This window comes from Brevibacillus sp. NPDC058079 (assembly GCF_042885155.1).
Taxonomy (GTDB): domain Bacteria; phylum Bacillota; class Bacilli; order Brevibacillales; family Brevibacillaceae; genus Brevibacillus.
Window position 1 is genome coordinate 367,038 of record NZ_JBHVSO010000006.1, and the last position, 21,914, is coordinate 388,951.

The following is a 21,914-nucleotide window of genomic DNA, read 5'->3' on the forward strand; positions in this document are numbered from 1 at the left end:
ACAAAAAAACAGCACTTTCCCCTTACAGAGAAAGTGCTGTCGTATGTTTTGCCTACAGGCTGTTCAATACTTCCTGAATCAACTTGTTTACCATTCCCGGGTTTGCCTTACCTTTGGTTTGCTTCATGACCTGACCTACAAAGAAAGCTGCTGCTTTTTCGTTTCCAGACTTGAAGTCTGCCACGGCTTGCGGGTTGGAATTGACCGCATCGACGACGACTTGACGCAGAGCGCCCTCATCGCTGATTTGGACGAGTCCTTTTTCTTCGACGATCTGCTTCGGCTCTTTGCCGGTCTCGACCATCTCTTTGAAGACGGTTTTGGCGATTTTGGAGGAAATGGTTCCGTCCTCGATCAGCTTGATCATCTCTCCCAAGCCTTTTGGTGTCATTTTCACATCAGCAAACACCAGGTTGTTGGCGTTGAGGTGTGCCAACAGGTCGACCATCAGCCAGTTCGCTACTGACTTCGGCTCTGCTCCTGTTTTCACAGTCTCATCAAAGAAATCAGCCGTCTCCTTGGAGATCGTAATGACTCCGGCATCATCCTTAGACAAGCCAAACTCGTTCACATAGCGAGCCTGACGAGCATCTGGCAGCTCTGGAATGGTTGCGCGAACCGCTTCAATCCACTCCTCGGAAATCTGCATGCGAACCAGGTCCGGGTCTGGGAAGTAACGATAGTCATGCGCTTCCTCTTTGGAACGCATGGTCAACGTCTTCTTGTTCGCTTCATCCCAACGGCGCGTTTCCTGAACAACCTTGCCACCGGAAGAAACTACCTCCGTCTGACGGAGTACCTCGTACTCCAAGCCCATTTGTACGTTGCGGAAGGAGTTCATGTTTTTCAGCTCAGCCTTGGTTCCGAATTCTTCTTGACCATACGGGCGGATGGAAACGTTAGCGTCGCAACGCAGGGAGCCTTGTTCCATGCGAACGTCAGATACTTCCGTGTACTGAATGATCGCTTTCAGCTTTTCCAGATACGCACGTGCTTCTTCCGGTGTGCGGATGTCTGGCTCAGAAACGATCTCCACGAGCGGTACTCCGACGCGGTTGAAGTCTACGAGAGACTCTCCGCCAAAATCGCTGTGCGTCAGCTTGCCCGCATCCTCTTCCAGATGCAGACGAGTGATCCCAATGCGCTTCGTCTCACCGTTTACCTCGATGTCGATCCAGCCATTGTAGCCGATCGGCTGGTCAAACTGCGAGATTTGGTACGCTTTTGGCGAGTCTGGATAAAAGTAGTTCTTGCGGTCGAACTTGGTCTCGCGGGAAATCTCGCAGTTGAGGGCGAGTGCTGCTTTCATCGCGAATTCTACCGCTTGCTTGTTCGTTACAGGCAGTACACCTGGATGTCCCAAGCAGATCGGGCATGTATGTGTATTCGGCGGTGCACCAAATTCAGTCGGGCAGCCGCAAAAGATTTTACTGTTGGTCGATAGCTCGGCGTGAACCTCCAAGCCGATGACGGTTTCGTACTTGCTCATGCTCTTACCCCCTCACCCATTCCGGTTTGCGACCGTAGAAGCCTGCAGTTTGCTCATACGCATGGGCTACGCGCAATACGGTGGATTCGTCAAATGCACGACCTACGATCTGCAAACCGATCGGCAGACCGTTTTTGGAGAATCCGCACGGCACGCTGATTGCTGGCAGACCAGCCAAGTTTACAGGAACGGTACAAATATCTTCCAGATACATTTTCACCGGATCATCTACGTTTTCGCCTACTTTGAAAGCCGTAGAAGGCGTGGTTGGGTGCAGGATGACATCGTAATCAGCAAAAATGTTGTTGAAGTCCTGAATGATCAGGGTACGCACCTGCTGTGCCTTTTTGTAGTAAGCATCGTAATAACCAGACGAGAGCGCGTAGGTTCCGAGCATGATGCGGCGCTTCACTTCTGGGCCAAAGCCTTGGCTGCGGGATTCCTTGTACAGCTCGATCAGGTTTGCCGCATTGTCTGCACGCACACCATAACGTACGCCGTCAAAACGAGCCAGGTTGGACGAAGCTTCAGACGAAGACAAGAGGTAGTAAGCTGGCACTGCATATTCCGTGTGCGGCATGGAAACCTCGCTCCATGTAGCACCCATGCTCTCCAGCTGCTTCAATGCTGCAAGAACAGCATCGCGAACCTCAGGGTCAATCCCTTCTCCGATCAACTCTTTCGGTACCCCGATACGCAGTCCTTTTACATCTCCAGTCAATGCGGACAAGTAATCCGGTACGTCCACATTGGCAGAGGTAGAGTCGAATTCATCATGTCCCGCAATCGCTTGCAGCACATAGGCGGAATCCTCAACGTTTTTCGTCACAGGTCCGATTTGATCCAGCGAGGACGCGAACGCAACCAGCCCGAAACGGGAGACACGTCCATACGTAGGCTTCAAACCGACAACGCCACAAAAAGCTGCAGGCTGACGGATGGAGCCACCTGTATCAGAGCCAAGCGTGAAGTAAAAATGACGTGCAGCCATTGCCGCCGCTGATCCACCGGAAGAGCCTCCCGGAACGTAGTCGGTGTTCCATGGGTTTTTCGCCGGGAAAAAGCCGGAATTTTCGTTGGAGCCGCCCATCGCAAACTCGTCCATGTTCAGCTTCGCAACGATGACCGCATCGGCATCCTTCACCTTTTTGGAAACAGTTCCGTCATGGACGGGATCATAGTTCTCCAAAAATTTGCTCGCGCAAGTCGTGCGAACGTCTTTTGTAACCAGGTTGTCCTTCAGTCCGGCAGGCAAGCCGTAGAGAAGACCCAGCTCCTCATTTCCCTTGACCAGACGCTCGTCCAATTGACGGGCATGAGCTAAGGCTCCCTCTTCATCTACATGCAGGACGGATTTGATTTCTCCGTCATGCTCCTTGATGCTAGCGATGGAAGCCTGCACCAGATCCGTTACCGAAATCTCTTTTGCGCGTAGGGCGCTATGTATCTCAGACAATCGCTTGTCAAACAGCGACACAGTGGGTTCCTCCCTTCTCGTTATCCAGTAGGTTATTCGAATACAGCCGGTACTTTAAACTGTCCGTCTTCGTGATCTGGTGCGTTTTTCAGCACGTCCTCACGAGGCAGGGACGGTCTGTTTACGTCTTCGCGCATCACGTTTTTCACGTCTGTAGCGTGGCTGGTTGGCTCAATATTGGATGTATCGAGCTCATTCAGCTTGGCTGCAAAATCAAGAATCGCATTCAGGTCTTTCGTATATCGCTCCGCTTCTTCCTCAGTGAGTTGCAAGCGGGCCAAATTAGCTACGTGTTCTACTTCTTTGCGAGTAATGGCACTCATTCTTTCCACCTCCGAATCGTATCACATAACTTTGATCTTACTTGAAAAGAGCAGGTTCAGTCAATTTTCACAGGGATTTCGGCATAGAAAACAAAAATGTTTTCGGCAAAAAAATATTGATCGATATTAACCTATAAAAACTTTGTCCGGCTGTTGTGGTGGGGAGGAAACAGGAGAAAACGCTCAGCTTCTTGTCCCACCCGCTGGGGGATTCACTGACCGACTCCATGCAAAAAGCGAAACCGCGTCCAAAGTGGTCCTTCCAGGATGTGTTTCAGAGGTGGACGCTTAAGAACGTGTTTCGCTTTTTGCATTCCGTCTCGGTCGGTGTACCAAAGATCTTCGCTTATTTCTCCTGTTTCCTCTACGAGCTTTCCGAGTTAATCGTTTTTTAAAGAAGTGAAAGAACGAAGAACCTATTCAGTTACGACAGAGAAGAATATTTCAAGACGTAGCGACTTGTGGAGTCCTACCAAGCAAGCGGAGAAGGGATGAGCGGGCAAAAGAAACGCAACCGTGCCTGTGCGACGTAGCGGCTACCACTTTTGCGTTTCCCCGCGAATCCCTTCGAAGCGGGCAGTAATCAACTCCCAGCAGGACGGAGCCTGGAGCCTAGACTGGAAACATTCTTCTCCCCACCACAGCTGCATATTTAGAGACCTTAAGTTGTTGCTGTAGTGCTGGGGAGGAAGCAGGAGAAAACGCTCAGCTTCTAGGTCCACCCGCTGTGGGATTGACTGCCCGTCTCCATGAAAAAAGCGAAACCCGCGTCCAAAGTCGTCCTTTCAGGGGGTATCTCAGAGGTGGACGCTAAGGGCTTGTTTCTCTTTTTTCATTGCGCCTCGGTCGGTGTCCCTAAGATCTTCGCTTATTTCTCCTGTTTCCTCTACGAGCTTTCCGTGTGATTCGATTTTTTAATGCTTTATAAAGATGAAAGAATGTGAGTAGTTACGCTAGAGAAGAATATTTCCAGACGTAGCGACTTGTGGAGTCCTACCGAGCGGAGAAGGGATTTGCGGGCAAAAGAAACGCAACGTGCCCACGCGACGAAGCGGCTACCACTTTTGCGTTTCCCCGTGAATCCCTTCGGAGCGGACAGTCTACTCTTCCAGTGGGACGGAGCCTGGAGCCTAGTCTGGAAATATTCTTCTCCCCACCACAGCCACATCTATTAGAAAACTTCATCTACTAAGAAAAACAAGTCCAAGGCATTTGCCCTGGACTGTGATCTCTTCTGTCGTTTGCTATTCTGCCTTCTTTTTCGCGAGCGCCTGCCCCATCAAGAGAGACTTTCCTTTTTCAACGCCTGTTGCCCATTCGAGCTCGTTGGACTCCAACAACAAAATGACAGTTGATCCAAATTCGAACCAGCCCAGCTCCGCCCCTTTTTCATAACGAGGTGTCCCTGCAATCTTCTCGTGGGTTTGGCGACCGTGCTTGATATTCGTCGTAGCTGTGTTGTAGCAGACCTTCACGCTGCCTACAAACAAGGCTCCTACTTTAACCAAAGCCATATCGCCCAGGCTATCTGTATTGATGTGAGTTACCAAGCGTTCATTGCGGGCAAACAAGCGGTCTACATTTTCAATCCCGAGCTGGTTGACCGGATAGAGTCTGCCAGGCAAATAACAGTAACAGCTCAAATCGCCCGTTACCGGCATATGAATGCGGTGGTAGTCCCTTGGACTCAAATAAATTGTGATAAATTTACCACCGTAATAACGCTTGGCCTCTTCCTCCGAACCGCCCAATAGCTCACTCACACTGAACTCTTTTCCCTTTGCTTGAATCAAGGTACCTTCGCAAATATCACCTAACTGCGAAACGGTTCCATCTACCGGGCTGACGATGGTATCTAGGCCAGGTGCAATCGGTCTCGCTGCGGGCTTCAGGCGTCGGGAAAAAAACTCCTTCAGCGTGCGGTATTCCGAAGCCGGCTTTTCTATGATCGACGTATCAATTTGATAGTGCTTTATGTATCGTTGAATGGCTAATCGACTAAAGGGAGTAGCGGTAATTTTGCCCATAGTCCGTGACATCGCGTTTTGTGGCAAGCGATGAATGAGACCTGGGAGCAGCTTTTTGCCCATAAGAAATGCTCCTTCGTAAAACAACAATACCCTTACTTTACCACTTCTGCTAACAGCCAGTAAACCCCGCACTATTACCAGAGGTTCATCATTTTCTTCGAGAGTCTTGCTATACTATAATCATTCTAACAAGCCAATTATCAGGAGATATCGGTTATGGTGAAGAAACTCGATATTACTACACTTATCAGTCAGCATGGTGATATCCTAACCAGTCTATTCGATCATATGTCGGACATGTTCTTTCTCATGGCAGTCGAACAAGATGCGGACGGGAAGTATCAGTTTCGCTATGTCTTGATGAATCCTTCCGCTATGCACGTTGGCCAATTGTGCGAGGAAGCATACGGAAAAACGTTTGAGGACGTGTATCCTCATGAAAAAGCCAGCTTATTACAACACATGTACACACAAGCAGTAAAAAGCGGGAGTCCGATCCACTTTACTGCGAATGGTGACATCATTGGCGAATCCATTCTTTCTCCTGTCTACGATAGTAATGGCGTATGCACGCATGTCTTTTCTATTACCCGCGATGTTACCGAGCGCACAAACCTGGAGTCGCAGCTGGCTTATATGGCGTATCATGATGTGCTCACGGGATTGCCGAACAGACGCCTTCTCTCCGAAAAGCTCCAGCAAGCTCTACGTGCAGCCCAATCAAAAGAGGAGATGGTCGCTGCCCTCTATCTGGACTGTGACCGCTTTAAAGAAATCAACGATACGTGGGGTCATGACACCGGAGATCTGTTTTTGCAAATGCTGGCTACACGCCTCAAGTCATCCGTCCGAGATGGAGATATCGTCGCGCGTCTGGGTGGAGACGAGTTTGTCGTCGTCCTGACCGGCATACACTCCGAACGTCAGGTTGAAAAAATTGCGAACCGTATCCTGCTTGCGACTCAAGAGCCGTGGATGATCGAGGACCTAGCCATACCGTTTTCGACAAGCATAGGCATTGCCCTCTACCCAGCATCTGCAAGCGAAGCCGAACAACTGTTGAGCAATGCAGACAAAGCACTTTATCAAGCCAAAAATACAGGGCGCAATCGTTTCTTTTTCTTTGACTCCATTTGATTATTGACTGTAAAACAAAAACACTGCCAAGACGGAGAACAGCAAACTCACCACATACAGAATGATGACCGTCTGCTTCGTAGACAACCCCCGGGACATGAGCCGATGATGAACATGTCGACGATCCGCTTGGTACATGGGGGAGCCTGCTAAAAGCCGACTGATCATGACCTGTACAGTGTCTATGATAGGCAAGCCTACTGCCAGCACAGTCACGACTAACGAAATGAGCGTAGCCCCTTTCATCGTTCCTTCCAACGAGATCACGCCGAGAGCGAATCCCAAAAACATCGATCCTGCATCACCCATAAAAATTTTCGCTGGATAGAAATTAAAGCGTAGAAAAGCGAGAGCAGCACCTGCCAGTGCAACTGCCAATAATGCCGTTAATTCTTGACCCTTGATCATCGACAAAAAGAACAAGGTCACCGCTGAGATCACGGTAGCACCTGCAGCGAGTCCGTCCACCCCATCCAAAAAATTCACCATATTGATTAAGCCGACGATCCACAGCACGGTCATTAGCAGGGATACCAGGATTGGAAATGAGACATACATCCCTTCCTCTCCCCCCAGCCACATGAAATTGATTCCCCGAAAGCGAATATCCATGAGGAATGTCAGCGTCGCTACCAATAACTGCACCATCAGCTTCGGCAGTGCCGGAAACTCTTTTTTCTTCGACTTGTAGGTATCGTCTACCCATCCAATGGCCACCAGCATGGCCCCTCCAACTGCCAAAACTGCAACGGTTTTTTGCGCCCCTGCAAAAAAAGTTGACACCAACAAGAGACCAACGAACATGGCCAAACCACCAGATAATGGGATCGGTCTGCTATGTCCCTTTCTCCCCTTGGGCATATCCAGCAGCTTTGTTTTCCAAGCCAGCCAATTTGCTACTGGCATTAACAAATACACAACAAAAAACGAGGAGAGTCCTGACACGATATAAGTAAACAGTTACCCTCACCTGCTTTGCCCTTCATTTTGTCTTTAGTGTGGACAAAATGGGAACAAAAAAGCCGCCCCTGTAAAAGAGGCAGCCTTTTTTATTGAGAAGCTTAGAGTTTTTCGGAAACCATTTTTGCTTGAGTGAAGAGCAAGAGGTAGTCTGGTCCACCCGCTTTGGAGTCTGTACCGGACATGTTGAAGCCTCCGAATGGATGTACACCTACCAAAGCGCCTGTGCACTTGCGGTTGAAGTACAGGTTACCAGCATGGAACTCTTCGCGTGCACGCTCCAGGTTTTCACGGTTGCGGCTGATAACAGCGCCAGTCAAGCCGTATTCAGTGTTGTTCGCGATTTCCAGTGCATGATCGAAATCATTGGCTTTCGCGAACGCTACCACTGGGCCGAAGATTTCTTCTTGCATGATGCGAGCTTGTGGATCTACATCTGCAAATACAGTTGGCATGATGAAGTAGCCGGATTCTGGACCTTTTTCGCCACCTGCAACCAGTTTACCTTCGGTTTTACCAATCTCGATATACTCGAGGATTTTGTTGTAAGCTTTCTCGTCAACCACAGGACCTGTGTAGAATTCGTTGGTTCTGATGTCGCCTACTGTCAGTTGTTTGGTCAGCTCTACTACGCGGCCCAGTACTTGATCGTACACGTCTTGGTGAACGATAGCGCGGGAGCAAGCGGAACATTTTTGACCGGAGAAGCCGAATGCAGATGCCACGATGGACTGTGCAGCCAACTCGGTGTCGCAGTCGTTGTCAACCACGATGGAGTCTTTACCGCCCATTTCAGCAACCAGACGCTTCATCCATTTTTGACCTGGACGATGTTTCGCAGCCAGTTCGTTGATACGCAGACCTACGTCACGGGAACCTGTGAAGCTGATGAAACGAGTCAGGTTGTGCTCTACGAGGTAATCGCCGATTTCGCTACCGGAACCTGGTACGAAGTTCACAACACCAGCTGGTACGCCAGCGTCTTCGAGGATTTCCATGAATTTCGCAGCGATAACTGGAGTGGTAGAAGCAGGCTTCAATACAACAGTGTTACCCGCTACGAGAGCAGCTGTCGTCATACCAGCCATGATCGCCAGAGGGAAGTTCCAAGGCGGGATAACGATACCTACCCCGAGTGGAACATAGTACAATTCGTTGTCCTCATCCGGGATACGAGGCAGGTCATGGCGCTGGGACAGCTTATCCATTTGACGGCCATAGTATTCCATGAAGTCGATTGCTTCTGCTGTGTCAGCATCAGCTTCTGGCCAGCTTTTTCCTGCTTCTTTTACGAGCCAAGCAGAGAACTCATGCTTGCGGCGACGCAGGATTGCGGCTGCTTTATACAGATAGCGGGAACGTGATTGTGCAGGCACTTTTTTCCATGTTTCGAAAGTGCTAGCAGCTGTTTGGATCGCTTTTTCAGCCAGTGCTTGGTCAGCCTGGGAAACAACGCCCACTACTTGTTCTTTATTAGAAGGGTTGAAGGAGCTGGATTTCTTTTCAGTTGTGATGCGTTCTCCGCCGATGATAAGTGCATACTCACGGCCAAGCTCACTTTCTACCTTAGCGAGCGCTTCTTCAAATGCCTTTTTATTTTCTGGCAGACTAAAATTGGTAAACGCCTCGTTTTTGAATTCCACTTGCATCTGTGACGCCTCCTTATCGATATCTTCCATGTTTCGGATCACTCATAAAACATATGCAAGGATCATACCAACCAAACAATTAAAGCTCGACTCTATTAGTGTTTGCATTTTTGCCGAAAAATCACCTCCAAGATTCAAGAAGTATTTCGAACACTTTTGTACACACACCGTTCATCACTTTACACTTTTGTTCAATCGACTACCTTTTGTGTACAAAAAAACACCCAAATTACTCACCTTCTCAGGCAATCATTCGGGTGCTTGTTGCTTTTCCTTATTGTCTGTAAATATGCATATACGGCTCACCACTTGTCGGTCGAATGTAGAGCGACAATGGTTTGTTCATCGACTGCACGTACATGTTGACATGGACGTTCTTATCGAAAAGTTGGTTGATACTGCCCGCTGCAAATTGAGTAAACTGCAATACCTCTGTCCTGGAGTCATACTCTGCCGTAGCTGTAATTGTCATTTCCGTCAACCTGCCATCCATGAAACGCCCCAGACCAGTCATCCCGATGTACTCACCGAAATAACCCTTAGACTGGCGCATGAGCTTATCGTACTGCAAGGACACCTCTGGGTACTTCTTCTCAGCCTCAGGGCTTGGGAATAGTAAAAATTCCTCTTCGATCGGCAGCCACTTGGATACCGTTGCTTCATTCGCCCCTACCGTTCCTGACATGATAAAGTGACCTGGCACCAGAGAAGAATTCGCTTCCGGTACTTGATACATCAAAATCAATATCGGAACCTGCGGGCTGTTGGCACGTACAGACTGCACAATACGAGCTGCGACCTGTTGGCCTTTTGCTTGCAGTTCTTGCGTCGTGTAGACCTTGTCCTGACCGGTTGCATCCTGGTAGTTCGGCGAAAGCGACAAGCCCAACACCATGCCAGCCAAGCTCTTATCCTTTTTGTTCAGGTAATCGTGCTCCAACACGTGCACGAGAATTCCGCTTTTCTTTTTCCCGTTGGCCCCAGCCGTCTTTTCTTGTGCGATCCACTGGGTGACTTGCTCTTTTTTCACCACTTGACCTTCTTGGAAATAATAATCGGACGTCGGGAATGTCTCCCGAGCAAACTCCATCAGGCCTAACTCAAGATGGCTAAAATCGATGCGATATTTCGTATCCCCAAGCATACCTCGCGTCTGGTTCGGCTGATATGGCGTAATACTGCCGTAGTAATCCTCGGATACTTCCACTACCTCCGACAAGGACGGTGTAGTAGGCTCAGGAGCTTTGTCCTTGCCCCCAGGTATCAACGAGCAGCCAGTCAATGCCATCACAAGAAGTACAGCTGTCAAGAACCTGCATCCTGTCAAAAACTTCACTTTCATAGATTACTCCTTTTCGTATCCAAAAGTGGGCGATGTACAAATCATTCGTTCCACTTGATCCATCGATTGTCCTCGAGCTTGTAGATCAATGCCGATTCGCCAATTCCCACCCATTTTGTATCCTCGCCACCTGAAGCAATGACAATCAGCTTTTCCGGTGAGCGAGCATCAAGCAAACGCCATTCGCCCTTGGTTTTCTCATAGATACCTTTTTCGGTTGCGACAGCGAGAGTGCCAGTTCGTCTGTTAATGGCGAGCGAATAGATCTGCTGTGCTCCGGGAATCTCCTCTGTCTTCCACTGCCCCTCTTCATTATAGAGCAAGCTGAATTGGGCCGCTACATAGAGTCGGTCTTGTTCGGGATCAAAGTCCATGGCAAATACTTCCTGATCCATCGGCTGCCACAGGCTCCAAGATTGGGCCTCGTCCGTCGATTGATAAATGCCTTCACCCGAGACAAAGGCAAACAGACGTACTTCGTCTCCTTGGCGACTCCCCACAAAGCTGCTGATATTCGCAGGCTCTGGCAACCCCTTGTTGACAGAAGTCCACTTTTTACCGCCATCTGTCGAATGAAGAACCCCATCAATCCCGCCGACAAATATTTGCTTCGGATCATCCGGGTCCACAAACCAACCTTCGATCGTATACTGCTCTAAATCTGTCGAGAGAGATCCCCACGATCCACCCCCAACCGAGCTATACAGCCCCGAATTGGTACCCACCCATATTTGCTTAGCATCATCGGTCATCATCAGATTGTGAATGGTTGCTCCCTGCTCCAATACGTCCTGATAGGTCAAGTTCCCTTGTAGAGCAGCAGCTGTAACTGGTTGAGGATTCGTATTGGTTTGTTCACTGCCAGTACTGCTGCTACTTCCACAGCCAACCAATTGCAGCATGGCTATTACACCGATTCCCCATTTCAGGAAGCTATTCATGCTCTTCACGTCCCTTCCCTTACTCATCCGTTGTCGCCACCGTTTTCTTAGGCGTTGCTCTCCAATACTTGCAGGAAGCCTGCTTCGTCCATAACAGCCACGCCTAGTTTTTCTGCCTTTTCCAGCTTCGAGCCGGCTTTTTCGCCTGCAATCACCAGGTCTGTCTTCTTGCTGACGCTGCCTGTTACCTTCCCACCCAAGCGCGCAATCGCTTCTTCTGCTTCCTGCCGTGACATTTGCGTCAAGGTGCCAGTCAAAACGATTGTTTTTCCTGAGAATGGGAGGTCTGCGCCACTTTCAATGCGGATTCCTTTGTACTCCATATTCACTCCGGCCGCTCGCAGTCTCTCAATAACTGCCTGAGCCTGCGGCTGTGCGAAGTAGTTCACGAGACTCGCAGCCATTTTCGGCCCGATCTCATCAATTTGCGTAATCTCTTCTTCGGATGCCTGCATAATGGCATCGATATTGCCAAAATGCTCCGCGAGAACACGTGCCGCCTTGGCTCCGACCAAGCGTATACCAAGACCGAACAATACGCGCTCCAGCGAGTTCTCCTTGCTCGCTTCAATAGCCGCAAGCAAATTATCTACGGATTTTTCACCCATGCGCTCCATGCCCAGTAGAGCATCTCGCTGTTGGTGCAAATAATACAAGTCAGCGACACTGTGGATAATACCGTCGCGATACAGCTGGGCCACGACCTTTTCTCCCAAGCCGTCAATGTTCATGGCTGTGCGGGACACGAAATGAATCATGCCTTCACGGATTAGTGCCGGACACATTGGATTGATGCAGCGCAGAGCCACTTCTTCCTCCAAGCGTACCAGCTCACTCCCACATTCGGGGCAATGCGTTGGCATAGCAAATGGTACTTCATTTCCAGTACGACGCTCAGGCAAGACTGCGATAATCTCCGGGATAATGTCCCCTGCTTTTTTGACGACAACATGATCGCCGATAAGGAGACCTTTTTCCCGAATAATATCTTCGTTGTGCAAGGAAGCACGCTTCACGGTCGTACCTGCCAAACTGACTGGCTTCAATAAAGCAGTCGGGGTAACATTCCCTGTACGCCCCACAGATACTTCAATACCTTCAAGAATCGTAACCGCTTCTTCGGCAGGGAACTTGTATGCGATAGCCCAACGCGGACTTTTCGCAGTAAATCCGAGCTCCTCCTGCTGAGCGTAGCTGTCGACCTTGATCACCATGCCATCGATTTCATAAGGCAAATGAGGACGCTTTTCTGTCCAGCCCGCAATAAAAGCGAGCAGTTCATCGACGTCGTCAAATACACGTCGCTCCTGATTCACCATGAAGCCGAGCGTCTCCAGCAAATCAAGCCCTTCACTGTGGGATTCTACTATCTCCCCTTGCAAATCGCCAATGCCATAAATAAACGTATCCAGTTGACGGGATGCGGCAATCTTCGGATCGAGCTGTCGCAGCGAGCCCGCTGCGGAATTGCGCGGATTGGCAAATAACGCTTCTCCACGCTCCTCACGCTCTTTGTTCAGCTTTTCAAATGCTCCCTTGGACATGTAAGCCTCACCGCGAACCTCAAGGGTTACCGGCTTCGTCAGCCGCAAAGGAATGGAACGAATCGTTTTCAGGTTTTGTGTGATGTCTTCGCCTGTTGTTCCGTCTCCACGTGTAGCCCCGCGGACGAACAACCCATTTTCATAATGAAGCGACACAGCCAGACCATCAATTTTCAGTTCAGCTACATATCGGACAGCCTGACTGCCAACGGCCTGACGCACCCGGCGGTCAAAATCCCTGATGTCCTCCTCATTAAAGGCGTTGCCGAGACTGAGCATCGGTGTCTTATGAACGACCTTTTCGAAGAAGGGCAGCGGTTCTCCCCCTACACGCAAGGAAGGAGAGTCCGGTGACTGCAAATCAGGGAAGCTCGTTTCAAGCTCCTTTAGCTCCCGCATCAATTGATCGTATTCCTGGTCAGAAATCTCAGGTCGATCCTCTTCATGGTAAAGACGATTATGCCGCTCAATTCGTTTCGCTAATTCTTTAATTTTTGTTTCCGCCGTCAATCGATCCATTTCGTTCATCCTTTCATACTCATACCTGTTCAAAAAGTTGGCTTTTCAGCACCGAGATAATGGCGAGAACCTCACGAAGGAGGAGCGGAGTGTAGGTACCTACATGAGCACCGGACTTCGAAGGTGAACGCCATTATCGATGCGAATAAGCTTCCCGGATTGCTTCGTGATCAAAAGACGACTTTTTGAACTACCTTTTTGCGATTGGCCTGTATTTGCATTTGCACATTATCCTTTTTGAATAGGAGCGAACTTCGCTAATAGCTTTTTAATGCCAGTCGGGCTTGGGAAAGCAATGTCGAGCTCCATGTCGTCGCCCGTTCCTTTTACTTTCACGACCGTACCGTTGCCCCATTTGCCATGTGCCACTCTGTCGCCAACCTTCCAATCAACGCCTGCTCCTTGACCGTGTCCAGGCAGTTTTTCACCCGCCGGACGAGTAAACGTAGCTGGCGTGCTGCTTGGGGTTCGCTGACCCATGCCAAATTTCGGAGCAGAACCTGCTTGTGAAGAGGACGCTCCAAATGGTCTCGCTCCCGTGTCACGTCCGAATGCACTGCCATCACGCTGTCCAAATGCACTGCTACGTCCACCGCCAAAGCTTCGGTCCGCTGTCGCTGGATTTCCTTCCAACAGCTCAGCTGGAATTTCTTGCAGGAAGCGAGACGGCGCATTCACATTGGTCCGTCCAAACAACGTCCGCATACGGGCACATGTCATGTACAGACGTTCCTCCGCCCGTGTAATTCCTACATAAGCCAGTCGGCGCTCTTCCTCCATCTCGGCATCGTCAAACAAAGAGCGGCTATGCGGGAAGACACCTTCCTCGCAACCAACCAGGAACACGACAGGGAACTCCAGCCCTTTGGCGCTGTGCAAGGTCATTAATACAACCTGCCCCTCCGCCGATACTTCCTCCTGGGCACCATCATCTCCCAAGGAATCAATGTCTGCCACCAACGCGAGGTCAGTCAGGAAGGCTAGCAAGCTCTTGTCTTCATTTTTGCGCTCGAACTCCTGGGTTACAGACAGGAACTCCTCGATATTCTCCAGACGAGCCTGTGCTTCCAGTGTCTTTTCTTCTTTTAAAGAATCGCGGTATCCAGAGCGCTTCAGCACTTCTTCCACTAGCTCAGTCACACTCAAGTAATCGGTCATTTGCATCAAATTCGAGATAAGATCATTAAAGGATAGGATCGCATTCGTCGTACGTGAAGGCAGCCCCATATAAGCCGTCTCCTGAATCGCTTGGAAAAGGGACTGACCATTTGCGTTCGCATACGCTTGTAGCTTATCTACCGTCGTATCCCCGATATTACGCTTCGGTACGTTGATGATGCGCTGCAAGCTGATATCGTCATCCGGATTGGAGATGAGACGCAAATAAGCCAAGATGTCCTTAATCTCTTTGCGATCGTAGAACTTGGTTCCGCCGACGATGGTGTACGGCATGTTCGACTTGATGAAAACTTCCTCGACCACACGAGACTGTGCATTCGTCCGGTACAGGATCGCGAATTTGTCGTAACTCTTGTACTGTGCCATCTGCTTGCGAATCGTATCGACGATAAAATACGCCTCGTCGTGCTCGGAATCACCCTGGAAGCACATGATCTTGTCGCCGCCTGGGTTCTCCGTCCAAAGCTTCTTTTCCTTGCGCAGCTTGTTGTTGGCAATGACCTGATTCGCCGCCTGCAAAATCGTTTTGGTGGAGCGATAGTTTTGCTCGAGCTTGATGAGCTTGGCTTCGGGATAGTCTTTTTCAAAGTTTAAAATGATCGAGATGTCGGCACCGCGCCATTTATAAATACTTTGGTCAGCATCCCCCACGCAGCATACATTTCGAGACTTGTCTGCCAGCATGGAAATCAAAAGGTATTGCGCCCGGTTTGTATCCTGATACTCGTCAACGTGTATGTAACGGAATTTCTTTTGATAAAACTCCAATACTTCCGGCACTTCTTTAAACAGACGAACCGTCGTCATGATCAGATCGTCGAAGTCCAGCGACTGGTTATTTCTCAGCTTTTTCTGATAAGCCGTGTAAACCTTTGCTGCCACTTGTGCAAATGGATCGCCCGCAAGACGCGTATAGGTTTCTGGATCGGTCAGCTCGTTTTTTGCTCCACTGATCGCTGCCAAGATCGAACGCGGCTCATACTGCTTCGGATCGATGTTCAATTCTTTTAAACATTGCTTGACGACAGACAACTGGTCACCGGCATCCAAAATGGAAAAGCTGCGATTGATGCCGAGTCGGTCAATATCCCTGCGCAAAATCCGCACACACAAGGAGTGAAACGTCGACAGCCATGCATCCTGCGCTGCCGCTCCGCCAATAATGGCAGCCACACGGTTTTGCATCTCCCGTGCTGCTTTGTTGGTGAAAGTGATCGCCAAAATGCTCCAAGGCGCTACCTGTTTGGCACTGATCAGGTATGCGATTCGCTGAGTCAGTACTTTGGTCTTGCCGCTACCCGCACCGGCCAAAATCAAGACGGGGCCTTCTGTTGTAAGGACTGCTTCCCGCTGCTCCGGGTTCAGGCCTGCTGTGATACGATCTGCAAAAGACATATGTATAAATCCACCTTTCCACGTTCCCTAGACGAAAGCATATGTTCCTATTTTCGCACAGATCGCAATGGAGTTCCAGTTCGTATCCCGAACAGGAAACATCATCCTTTCGGCAGCAATGGCTCGTACATCAAATATGCCTGATTCTGCGTCAGCCATTCTCCTGCCAGCGTGTAAACATCACGATACAATTCATTTTTCCGTTCATACCCTCCCCAAATCGAAGGATAAATCTCATGTTCTTTCTCGATAATGACATACGTCCGTGTCGGTGGCATGTCTGAACGCCACTCGCCTACCAAATGTGTATCGGTCAGGTAGACATACAGTTGAAAGGGCTGATGTGTGTTGTTGGCGATTTGCAAATCCAGATAGTTATAGAAACAAGTCGCTCCACTTCCGAACGGCTGTGTCCGATTCGAATCGGGAAAAACATCGTAGCTATGTCGATGTCGTTCCGTCACTGTCAACGGTGTATGCAGGGTCATCCAGTACAGCAGATTGGAGAGCTGACAAAGCCCTCCGCCAACTCCGGCTGTGACGCGTCCCTGTGAGAGCAGCATGCCCTCTACATAGCCTTTGCTACGGGTCGGCTTGCCAATCTGCTTCCAGTACGAAAAGGTTTCTCCAGGATGAATAAGCAACCCGTTCAGTCGTGCAATCGCCAGACGCAAATTGATCACTTTGTTGTGCTGCATCCACATTTCCACGTTCTGCAATGGGCGTAACAAAATCGTTTGATGAGAATAATGAACATAACGCAACCATTCGCTTCTTTTCTCCTGAGCGAACCTCGTTTGACCAAATGTCCATTGCACATACCTTTTCCAACGAAAATAGGCCATGCCTGCAGCCAGACGCCACTTTCCCCGTGCGATCGGTTTCATTGTGCACCCCGACTTCCTGATTATTACAATAGACGTAGGGATTTAGGATGAAGTTGCGGTCGAATATGGGAGATCCCCTCACTTCTTACACTTTTGTAAGCGAGACGTAAGCAAATGCCATTTCTCCTCCATCTCCGGATGAGCTAGGATAGGAAAAGTTCGCGATCGGACGACGAACAACGAGAGAAGGAAGTGATGGGATTGAAAGAAAACGCACCTACAATGAACCAACGAATTGATACATTAGATACCGTACGGGGCTTCGCCTTAATGGGCATTCTCCTCGTCAACATCGTGGCATTGCTGTATGCACAAACACCTGAGATCGGAAGTGTGGACCACTGGCTGTTCCAGTTTTTCAATTTCTTTGTGGAATCTCGCTTCTTCGTGATCTTTTCCTTCTTGTTTGGGGTGGGCTTCTATATCTTCATCAGTCGAGCAAAAGCAAAAAGGGCCAATAGCACCGTTTTATTCATTCGGCGTCTGATTGCGCTACTCGCTCTTGGCTTTGTTCATAAAATGTTTCACCCTGGCGAAGCACTCTTCATCTATGCCATCTTCGGATTCATCTTACTGCCTTTTTATCGATTAAAGGCGCGAACCAATCTGATCATCGGCCTTATTCTTTCGATAGCTGTCTGTGCTACCGGCTTCAAGGCGCTTTTAGTGCTTCCGTTATTTATTTTGGGACTCGCTGTCGGGCAGTGCGGGGTCTTTCAGGACATTCCGAGATTTTTGCCAGTGATTAAAAAAGTGCAGGGAGTGACCTTCGTCCTTTCGTTAATCGGCTTGTTCATCCAATACCGACTGACTCCAGCGGATCCGGCAATGGGTGGAGCGAATCTGGTTGTAGATGATACCATGTCAGAAGAAACCCTTCAGCAGCTGATGAACTACACGATTGCCTTGACCTCCACTGGTCTTGTCATGGCTGCCTTTTACACGACGACCTTGATTCGGCTGCTGCAATATAAAACCGTCCAGACCATCCTCTCTCCACTGACCAGCTATGGGCGCATGGCTTTGACAAACTACGTCGGACAAACCGTCTTGATCCTTGTGGGAAGCTATTTGTTCGATTGGTTTGGCAATCTCGGCTACCTGCAAACGACACTGATCTGCCTTGGTATCTACGTGGTGCAAATGGTATTTAGTGTACTCTGGCTGGCTGTCTTCCGCATGGGGCCACTTGAGTGGGTATGGCGATTATTTACGTATTTGAAAATCACACCGCTGCGAAAATAAACAATCAAAGACCCCAGAAAAGCTGCCTGACAGCTGATCCGGGGTCTTTTCTTATTTTTTCGCCAAGTATTTGCGAATATCAAAAGCAACGGCTGCCACAATGATGAGTCCTTTGATGATGAGCTGCCAGTATGGGTTTACTCCGATAAACGTTAGACCGTAGTTGATTACGCCAAAAATAAGGACACCGGCAAGCACACCTGGAACGGTACCAATTCCTCCAGACGTCGAGACTCCACCTACCACACAGGCTGCAATGGCGTCCAGCTCGTACATGTTGCCGTAGTTGTTCGTCGCGCCACCTGTCCGGGCTGCCTCCAGAACACCTCCGAGTCCATACAAGGCACCAGCAATGGCATAGATAATCATGAGGTTGAAAGCGACGTTGATCCCGGAAACAGTTGCGGCCTGCATATTGCCTCCGATGGCGTACATGTTTTTACCAAGCCGTGTTTTGTTGAAGATCACCCAAACGATGAACGCAACCATGATCGCAATGATGACGATATACGGAATCGAATACGGGCCACTCGGACCGATGTACCCTGTCCCAAGATGATTGAAGTCACTGCGTAGTCCAGCTATTGGCTGTGATTGATTGGGCTCCATATCAAAATAGATGGAGTTGAACCCGTACACGATGACCATCATGCCCAACGTGGCGATAAAAGGGGGCACACTAAAACGAGACACAATAATGCCGTTGATCAGGCCAACTAACAAGCCCGCAGCAATTGCAATGAGAATAGGGATAAGCAACGGCAAATCGGGTAAATCCGGAAAAAACCTCCGCGGATAGTCTTGGCTTTGCAGCATCGAGGCGGAGATGACAGCCGTCAATCCGACGACTCGCCCCGCTGACAGATCCGTTCCGCCTGTAATAAGAACAAACGCAGCACCCAAGGCAATAATGGCGCGAGTTGAGGATTGCATCAAAATATCCCGAAGCGTTGTAATGGAAAGAAAATTGGGATCGTAAATCGCTATTCCCGCTATCAACAAAACCAGAACGATATAAATGGCATTTTGCGTAACAAAGCCTTGTACCTGTTTAGCAGACAACTGTGACATGCCTGTTCCCCTCCTTTCTCATGCAAGATGTTTGGTAGCCAGCCGCATGATCTCTTCTTCGGTTGCCCCTGGGCCTGACAAAAAACCGGAGGGCTTACCCTCGCACATGACCATGATTCGATCTGACATTCCAAGCAACTCCGGCATTTCTGAGGAAATCATGATAATGCCTTTTCCCTGACTCGCCAGCTCCGCGATGATGGAATAGATTTCGTATTTGGCGCCGACATCGACTCCACGCGTAGGTTCGTCCAGCAATAAAATATCCGGATCAGTCAAAAGCCACCGCGCCAGCAGAACCTTTTGCTGATTGCCTCCTGACAGGTTTTTGATCAAGGCTTTCATAGAGGGAGTCTTGACGCGGAGCATCTCGATGCTTCGGCTGACATCCGCTCTTCGCTTGCGCTCATCGAGGATCAGAAAAGGTGTTTGGTAACTGGCCAAATTCGCGATGACCGTATTTTCCAGAATCGATAAGACAGGAATGATGCCAGTGACACGCCGCTCCTCCGTCAAAAGCGCCATTTTGTACTTCTTCGCATCCTTCGGTGATTTGATCCGTACCTCCTGACCGTTGATCGACACTTTTCCTGCTGACACCGCGCGCAGTCCAAACAATGCCTCAATTAGTTCTGTTCGTTGTGCGCCCACGAGGCCGCCTATGCCCAAGATCTCTCCTTTGCGTAATTCAAACGACACATGCTGAAATGACTGGGAAAATGGAGAGCTCAGTCCCTCTACCTTCAAAATCGGTTCTCCTGGCGTATTGGAACGACTCGGGAAACGCTGCGTCAGGTCCCGTCCGACCATTTTGGAGATGATCAGGTCTGTCGTCAGCTCAGCTGCCCGCCAGGTTCCAATGAGCTTGCCATCGCGCATGATCGTCACGTCATCCGCAATCCGTAAAATTTCTTCCATCTTGTGTGAAATATAGATGATGGCGACACCTCTACTCTTCAGTTCACGGATGATCGCAAATAGCTGCTCCACCTCGTTTCCCGTCAGTGAAGACGTCGGTTCGTCCATAATGATCACTTTGGATTGGTAGGAGACAGCTTTGGCAATTTCAAGCGACTGTACCTTGGATACAGATAGGTCACGGACAACAGCGTGCGGATCCAAGTCCATACCCAGATCAGCAAACAGCTTCTCCGTATCCGAAAGCATTCTTTTCTCATCCACAAACGGAAAAGGACCGATTCTTTTGATCGGAAAACGTCCTAGCCATATGTTTTCCATGACATTGCGAAAGGGCACCGGATGCAGCTCTTGATGAATCATGGAGATGCCATGTGTCAGCGCGTCCTTTGAGCTGCTCATCGTCACCTGCTCATTGTTTAACACGATTTCTCCCGCATCTGGTCGATAAATTCCGAAGAGACACTTCATCAGGGTCGATTTGCCTGCTCCATTCTCTCCCATCAGTGCATGGACTGTTCCGGGACGGACTTTTAGCGTGACATCCTCGAGTGCCTTGACCCCTGGAAATTCTTTATGAATGTGGTTCATTTCCAACAAAAACGCCTGCTGGCCCATGCGAATGCCCTCCTCTTTGCAAAATCATCCCCATCACCGAAACAGGAGAGTCGGATTCGTCTCTTCACCGACTCTCCTGCTTTTTTATTTCGCGTCGTTCATGTTCTCCTTGGTGATTTTTTTGTAGGGCACCCACACGTACTTGCCGTCCGTAATGTCAAAGCCTGTAGAATCTTTTGTTGGCGTTTCACCCTTCGCCAAAGACGCCGCGATGCTAAGCGTTGCCTTTCCTTGGTTATTCGCATCGTTGAGGACCGTTCCGAGCAAGGTTCCCGCCTCCAGCTCCTTCAGTGCAGGCGCTGTGGCATCCACGCCCACAACGGGCATATACTTGCCATTCGCAAAATAGCCAGATGCCTTCAGCGCTTCGATTGCCCCTAGTGCCATATCATCGTTGTTGGCAAGAACGGCTTCGATCTTGTCACCGGAAGCTGCGAGGAAGGCTGCCATCTTTTCCTGCCCTTTTACGCGATCCCACATGGCCGTATCTTCCGCGACCTTCTCTACCTTAATCCCTGCATCTTCAATCGCCTTCACCGAAAACTTCGTCCGCAGCTCAGCATCCTGATGCCCTGGCTCGCCTTTTAACATGACGTATTGGAGGACACCATCCTTGTTTTTATCTGCTTCCGGATTTGCCTTCCAGTAATCGACGATCAGCTGCCCAGAGATCGTGCCGGATTCCTCCGCTTTTGCTCCCACGTAGTAGACCTTATCCCACTTCTGCATATCCTCTGGCATCGGCTCACGGTTGAAAAAGACGACAGGAATATTGGCTTGCTTCGCCTTGTCGATAAGGACGCCAGCAGCTGTGCGATCCACGGGATTGATGGCGAGGGCATTTACCTTTTTGTTAACGAACAAATCCACTTTGTCATTTTGCGTAGGCTGGGCATTTTGGCTGTCTACAATGTCCACTTCCGCTTTGCCCTCCGCGGCTTTCGAAATCGCATTGCGCACCCCTGTCATGAACGTATCATCGAACTTGTAGATGGCGACTCCGATTTTGGGATTCCCCGCAGGAGCCGAGCCTCCCCCTGACGCTGCTGGCTGCGAACCGCCAGATTGTGAGCATCCAACCACCGAGAGTGTAACTGCGGCTACCAGTGTAGTGGCAATCAGCTTTCTCATTCGAAAATCCCCCTTTATCCCCTATGTTTACATCTGATATACACCAAATGTAAGCGTTT

The 21,914-nt window shown here is 49.6% G+C and carries 16 protein-coding genes; 2 read left to right on the forward strand and 14 right to left on the reverse strand.

Translation table 11 applies throughout. The features are described 5' to 3' along the window. Positions 1-52: 52 nt before the first annotated feature. The 4 genes from gatB to asd all read right to left on the reverse strand — a co-directional run bounded on the left by gatB (position 53) and on the right by asd (position 5,379). Positions 53-1,489 (reverse strand): Asp-tRNA(Asn)/Glu-tRNA(Gln) amidotransferase subunit GatB, encoded by a 1,437-nt coding sequence (gene gatB, locus ACFVS2_RS19900; protein WP_012684435.1) that lies wholly within the window; start codon positions 1,487-1,489, stop codon positions 53-55. Positions 1,490-1,493: 4 nt separating this feature from the next. Continuing rightward, positions 1,494-2,966, reverse strand: coding sequence for an Asp-tRNA(Asn)/Glu-tRNA(Gln) amidotransferase subunit GatA (gatA, locus tag ACFVS2_RS19905; RefSeq protein ID WP_390236845.1), 1,473 nt, complete (start codon positions 2,964-2,966; stop codon positions 1,494-1,496). Between the two features lie 32 nt (positions 2,967-2,998). Further along, positions 2,999-3,289: an Asp-tRNA(Asn)/Glu-tRNA(Gln) amidotransferase subunit GatC gene (gatC, locus tag ACFVS2_RS19910; protein ID WP_007717539.1), complete on the reverse strand. Its 291-nt coding sequence runs from the start codon at positions 3,287-3,289 to the stop codon at positions 2,999-3,001. A gap of 1,244 nt (positions 3,290-4,533) precedes the next feature. Further along, positions 4,534-5,379 carry an archaetidylserine decarboxylase gene (gene asd, locus ACFVS2_RS19915; RefSeq protein WP_173618296.1) on the reverse strand — a complete coding sequence of 282 codons (846 nt, stop codon included), beginning with the start codon at positions 5,377-5,379 and terminating at the stop codon, positions 4,534-4,536. Positions 5,380-5,535: 156 nt separating this feature from the next. Between asd and ACFVS2_RS19920 the strand changes: the two genes are divergently transcribed. After that, positions 5,536-6,456, forward strand: coding sequence for a diguanylate cyclase domain-containing protein (locus ACFVS2_RS19920; protein WP_390236848.1), 921 nt, complete (start codon positions 5,536-5,538; stop codon positions 6,454-6,456). Here the strand turns inward: ACFVS2_RS19920 and ACFVS2_RS19925 are convergent, their stop codons facing one another. From ACFVS2_RS19925 to ACFVS2_RS19955, 7 genes are all read right to left on the reverse strand, one after another. Beyond that, positions 6,457-7,260, reverse strand: a complete 804-nt coding sequence (locus ACFVS2_RS19925; protein WP_390236910.1) for an MraY family glycosyltransferase — start codon at positions 7,258-7,260, stop codon at positions 6,457-6,459. A gap of 257 nt (positions 7,261-7,517) precedes the next feature. After that, positions 7,518-9,065 carry an L-glutamate gamma-semialdehyde dehydrogenase gene (gene pruA, locus ACFVS2_RS19930; RefSeq protein WP_173618298.1) on the reverse strand — a complete coding sequence of 516 codons (1,548 nt, stop codon included), beginning with the start codon at positions 9,063-9,065 and terminating at the stop codon, positions 7,518-7,520. A gap of 274 nt (positions 9,066-9,339) precedes the next feature. Continuing rightward, positions 9,340-10,407, reverse strand: a complete 1,068-nt coding sequence (locus ACFVS2_RS19935) for a CamS family sex pheromone protein (protein WP_390236850.1) — start codon at positions 10,405-10,407, stop codon at positions 9,340-9,342. Between the two features lie 41 nt (positions 10,408-10,448). Beyond that, positions 10,449-11,375 carry a WD40/YVTN/BNR-like repeat-containing protein gene (locus ACFVS2_RS19940; RefSeq protein ID WP_173618300.1) on the reverse strand — a complete coding sequence of 309 codons (927 nt, stop codon included), beginning with the start codon at positions 11,373-11,375 and terminating at the stop codon, positions 10,449-10,451. Between the two features lie 20 nt (positions 11,376-11,395). Continuing rightward, positions 11,396-13,411 carry an NAD-dependent DNA ligase LigA gene (gene ligA, locus ACFVS2_RS19945; protein WP_173618301.1) on the reverse strand — a complete coding sequence of 672 codons (2,016 nt, stop codon included), beginning with the start codon at positions 13,409-13,411 and terminating at the stop codon, positions 11,396-11,398. 228 nt (positions 13,412-13,639) lie between these two features. Continuing rightward, entirely contained in the window at positions 13,640-15,985 is a 2,346-nt protein-coding gene (gene pcrA / locus ACFVS2_RS19950; RefSeq protein ID WP_390236852.1) for a DNA helicase PcrA, read from the reverse strand. 101 nt (positions 15,986-16,086) lie between these two features. After that, positions 16,087-16,872 carry a VanW family protein gene (locus ACFVS2_RS19955; protein ID WP_390236854.1) on the reverse strand — a complete coding sequence of 262 codons (786 nt, stop codon included), beginning with the start codon at positions 16,870-16,872 and terminating at the stop codon, positions 16,087-16,089. A gap of 195 nt (positions 16,873-17,067) precedes the next feature. On the opposite strand from ACFVS2_RS19955, the gene ACFVS2_RS19960 reads away from it, so the two are divergent. Then, on the forward strand, positions 17,068-18,117 hold the full coding sequence (locus ACFVS2_RS19960) for a DUF418 domain-containing protein (RefSeq protein ID WP_390236856.1): 1,050 nt from the start codon (positions 17,068-17,070) through the stop codon (positions 18,115-18,117). 51 nt (positions 18,118-18,168) lie between these two features. Here the strand turns inward: ACFVS2_RS19960 and mglC are convergent, their stop codons facing one another. The 3 genes from mglC to ACFVS2_RS19975 all read right to left on the reverse strand — a co-directional run bounded on the left by mglC (position 18,169) and on the right by ACFVS2_RS19975 (position 21,855). Further along, positions 18,169-19,188: a galactose/methyl galactoside ABC transporter permease MglC gene (gene mglC, locus ACFVS2_RS19965; protein WP_173618305.1), complete on the reverse strand. Its 1,020-nt coding sequence runs from the start codon at positions 19,186-19,188 to the stop codon at positions 18,169-18,171. A gap of 18 nt (positions 19,189-19,206) precedes the next feature. Beyond that, positions 19,207-20,724 carry a sugar ABC transporter ATP-binding protein gene (locus ACFVS2_RS19970; protein ID WP_390236858.1) on the reverse strand — a complete coding sequence of 506 codons (1,518 nt, stop codon included), beginning with the start codon at positions 20,722-20,724 and terminating at the stop codon, positions 19,207-19,209. Positions 20,725-20,808: 84 nt separating this feature from the next. After that, complete coding sequence (locus tag ACFVS2_RS19975; protein WP_173618307.1) at positions 20,809-21,855, reverse strand: galactose ABC transporter substrate-binding protein; 1,047 nt, start codon at positions 21,853-21,855, stop codon at positions 20,809-20,811. Positions 21,856-21,914: the final 59 nt, after the last annotated feature.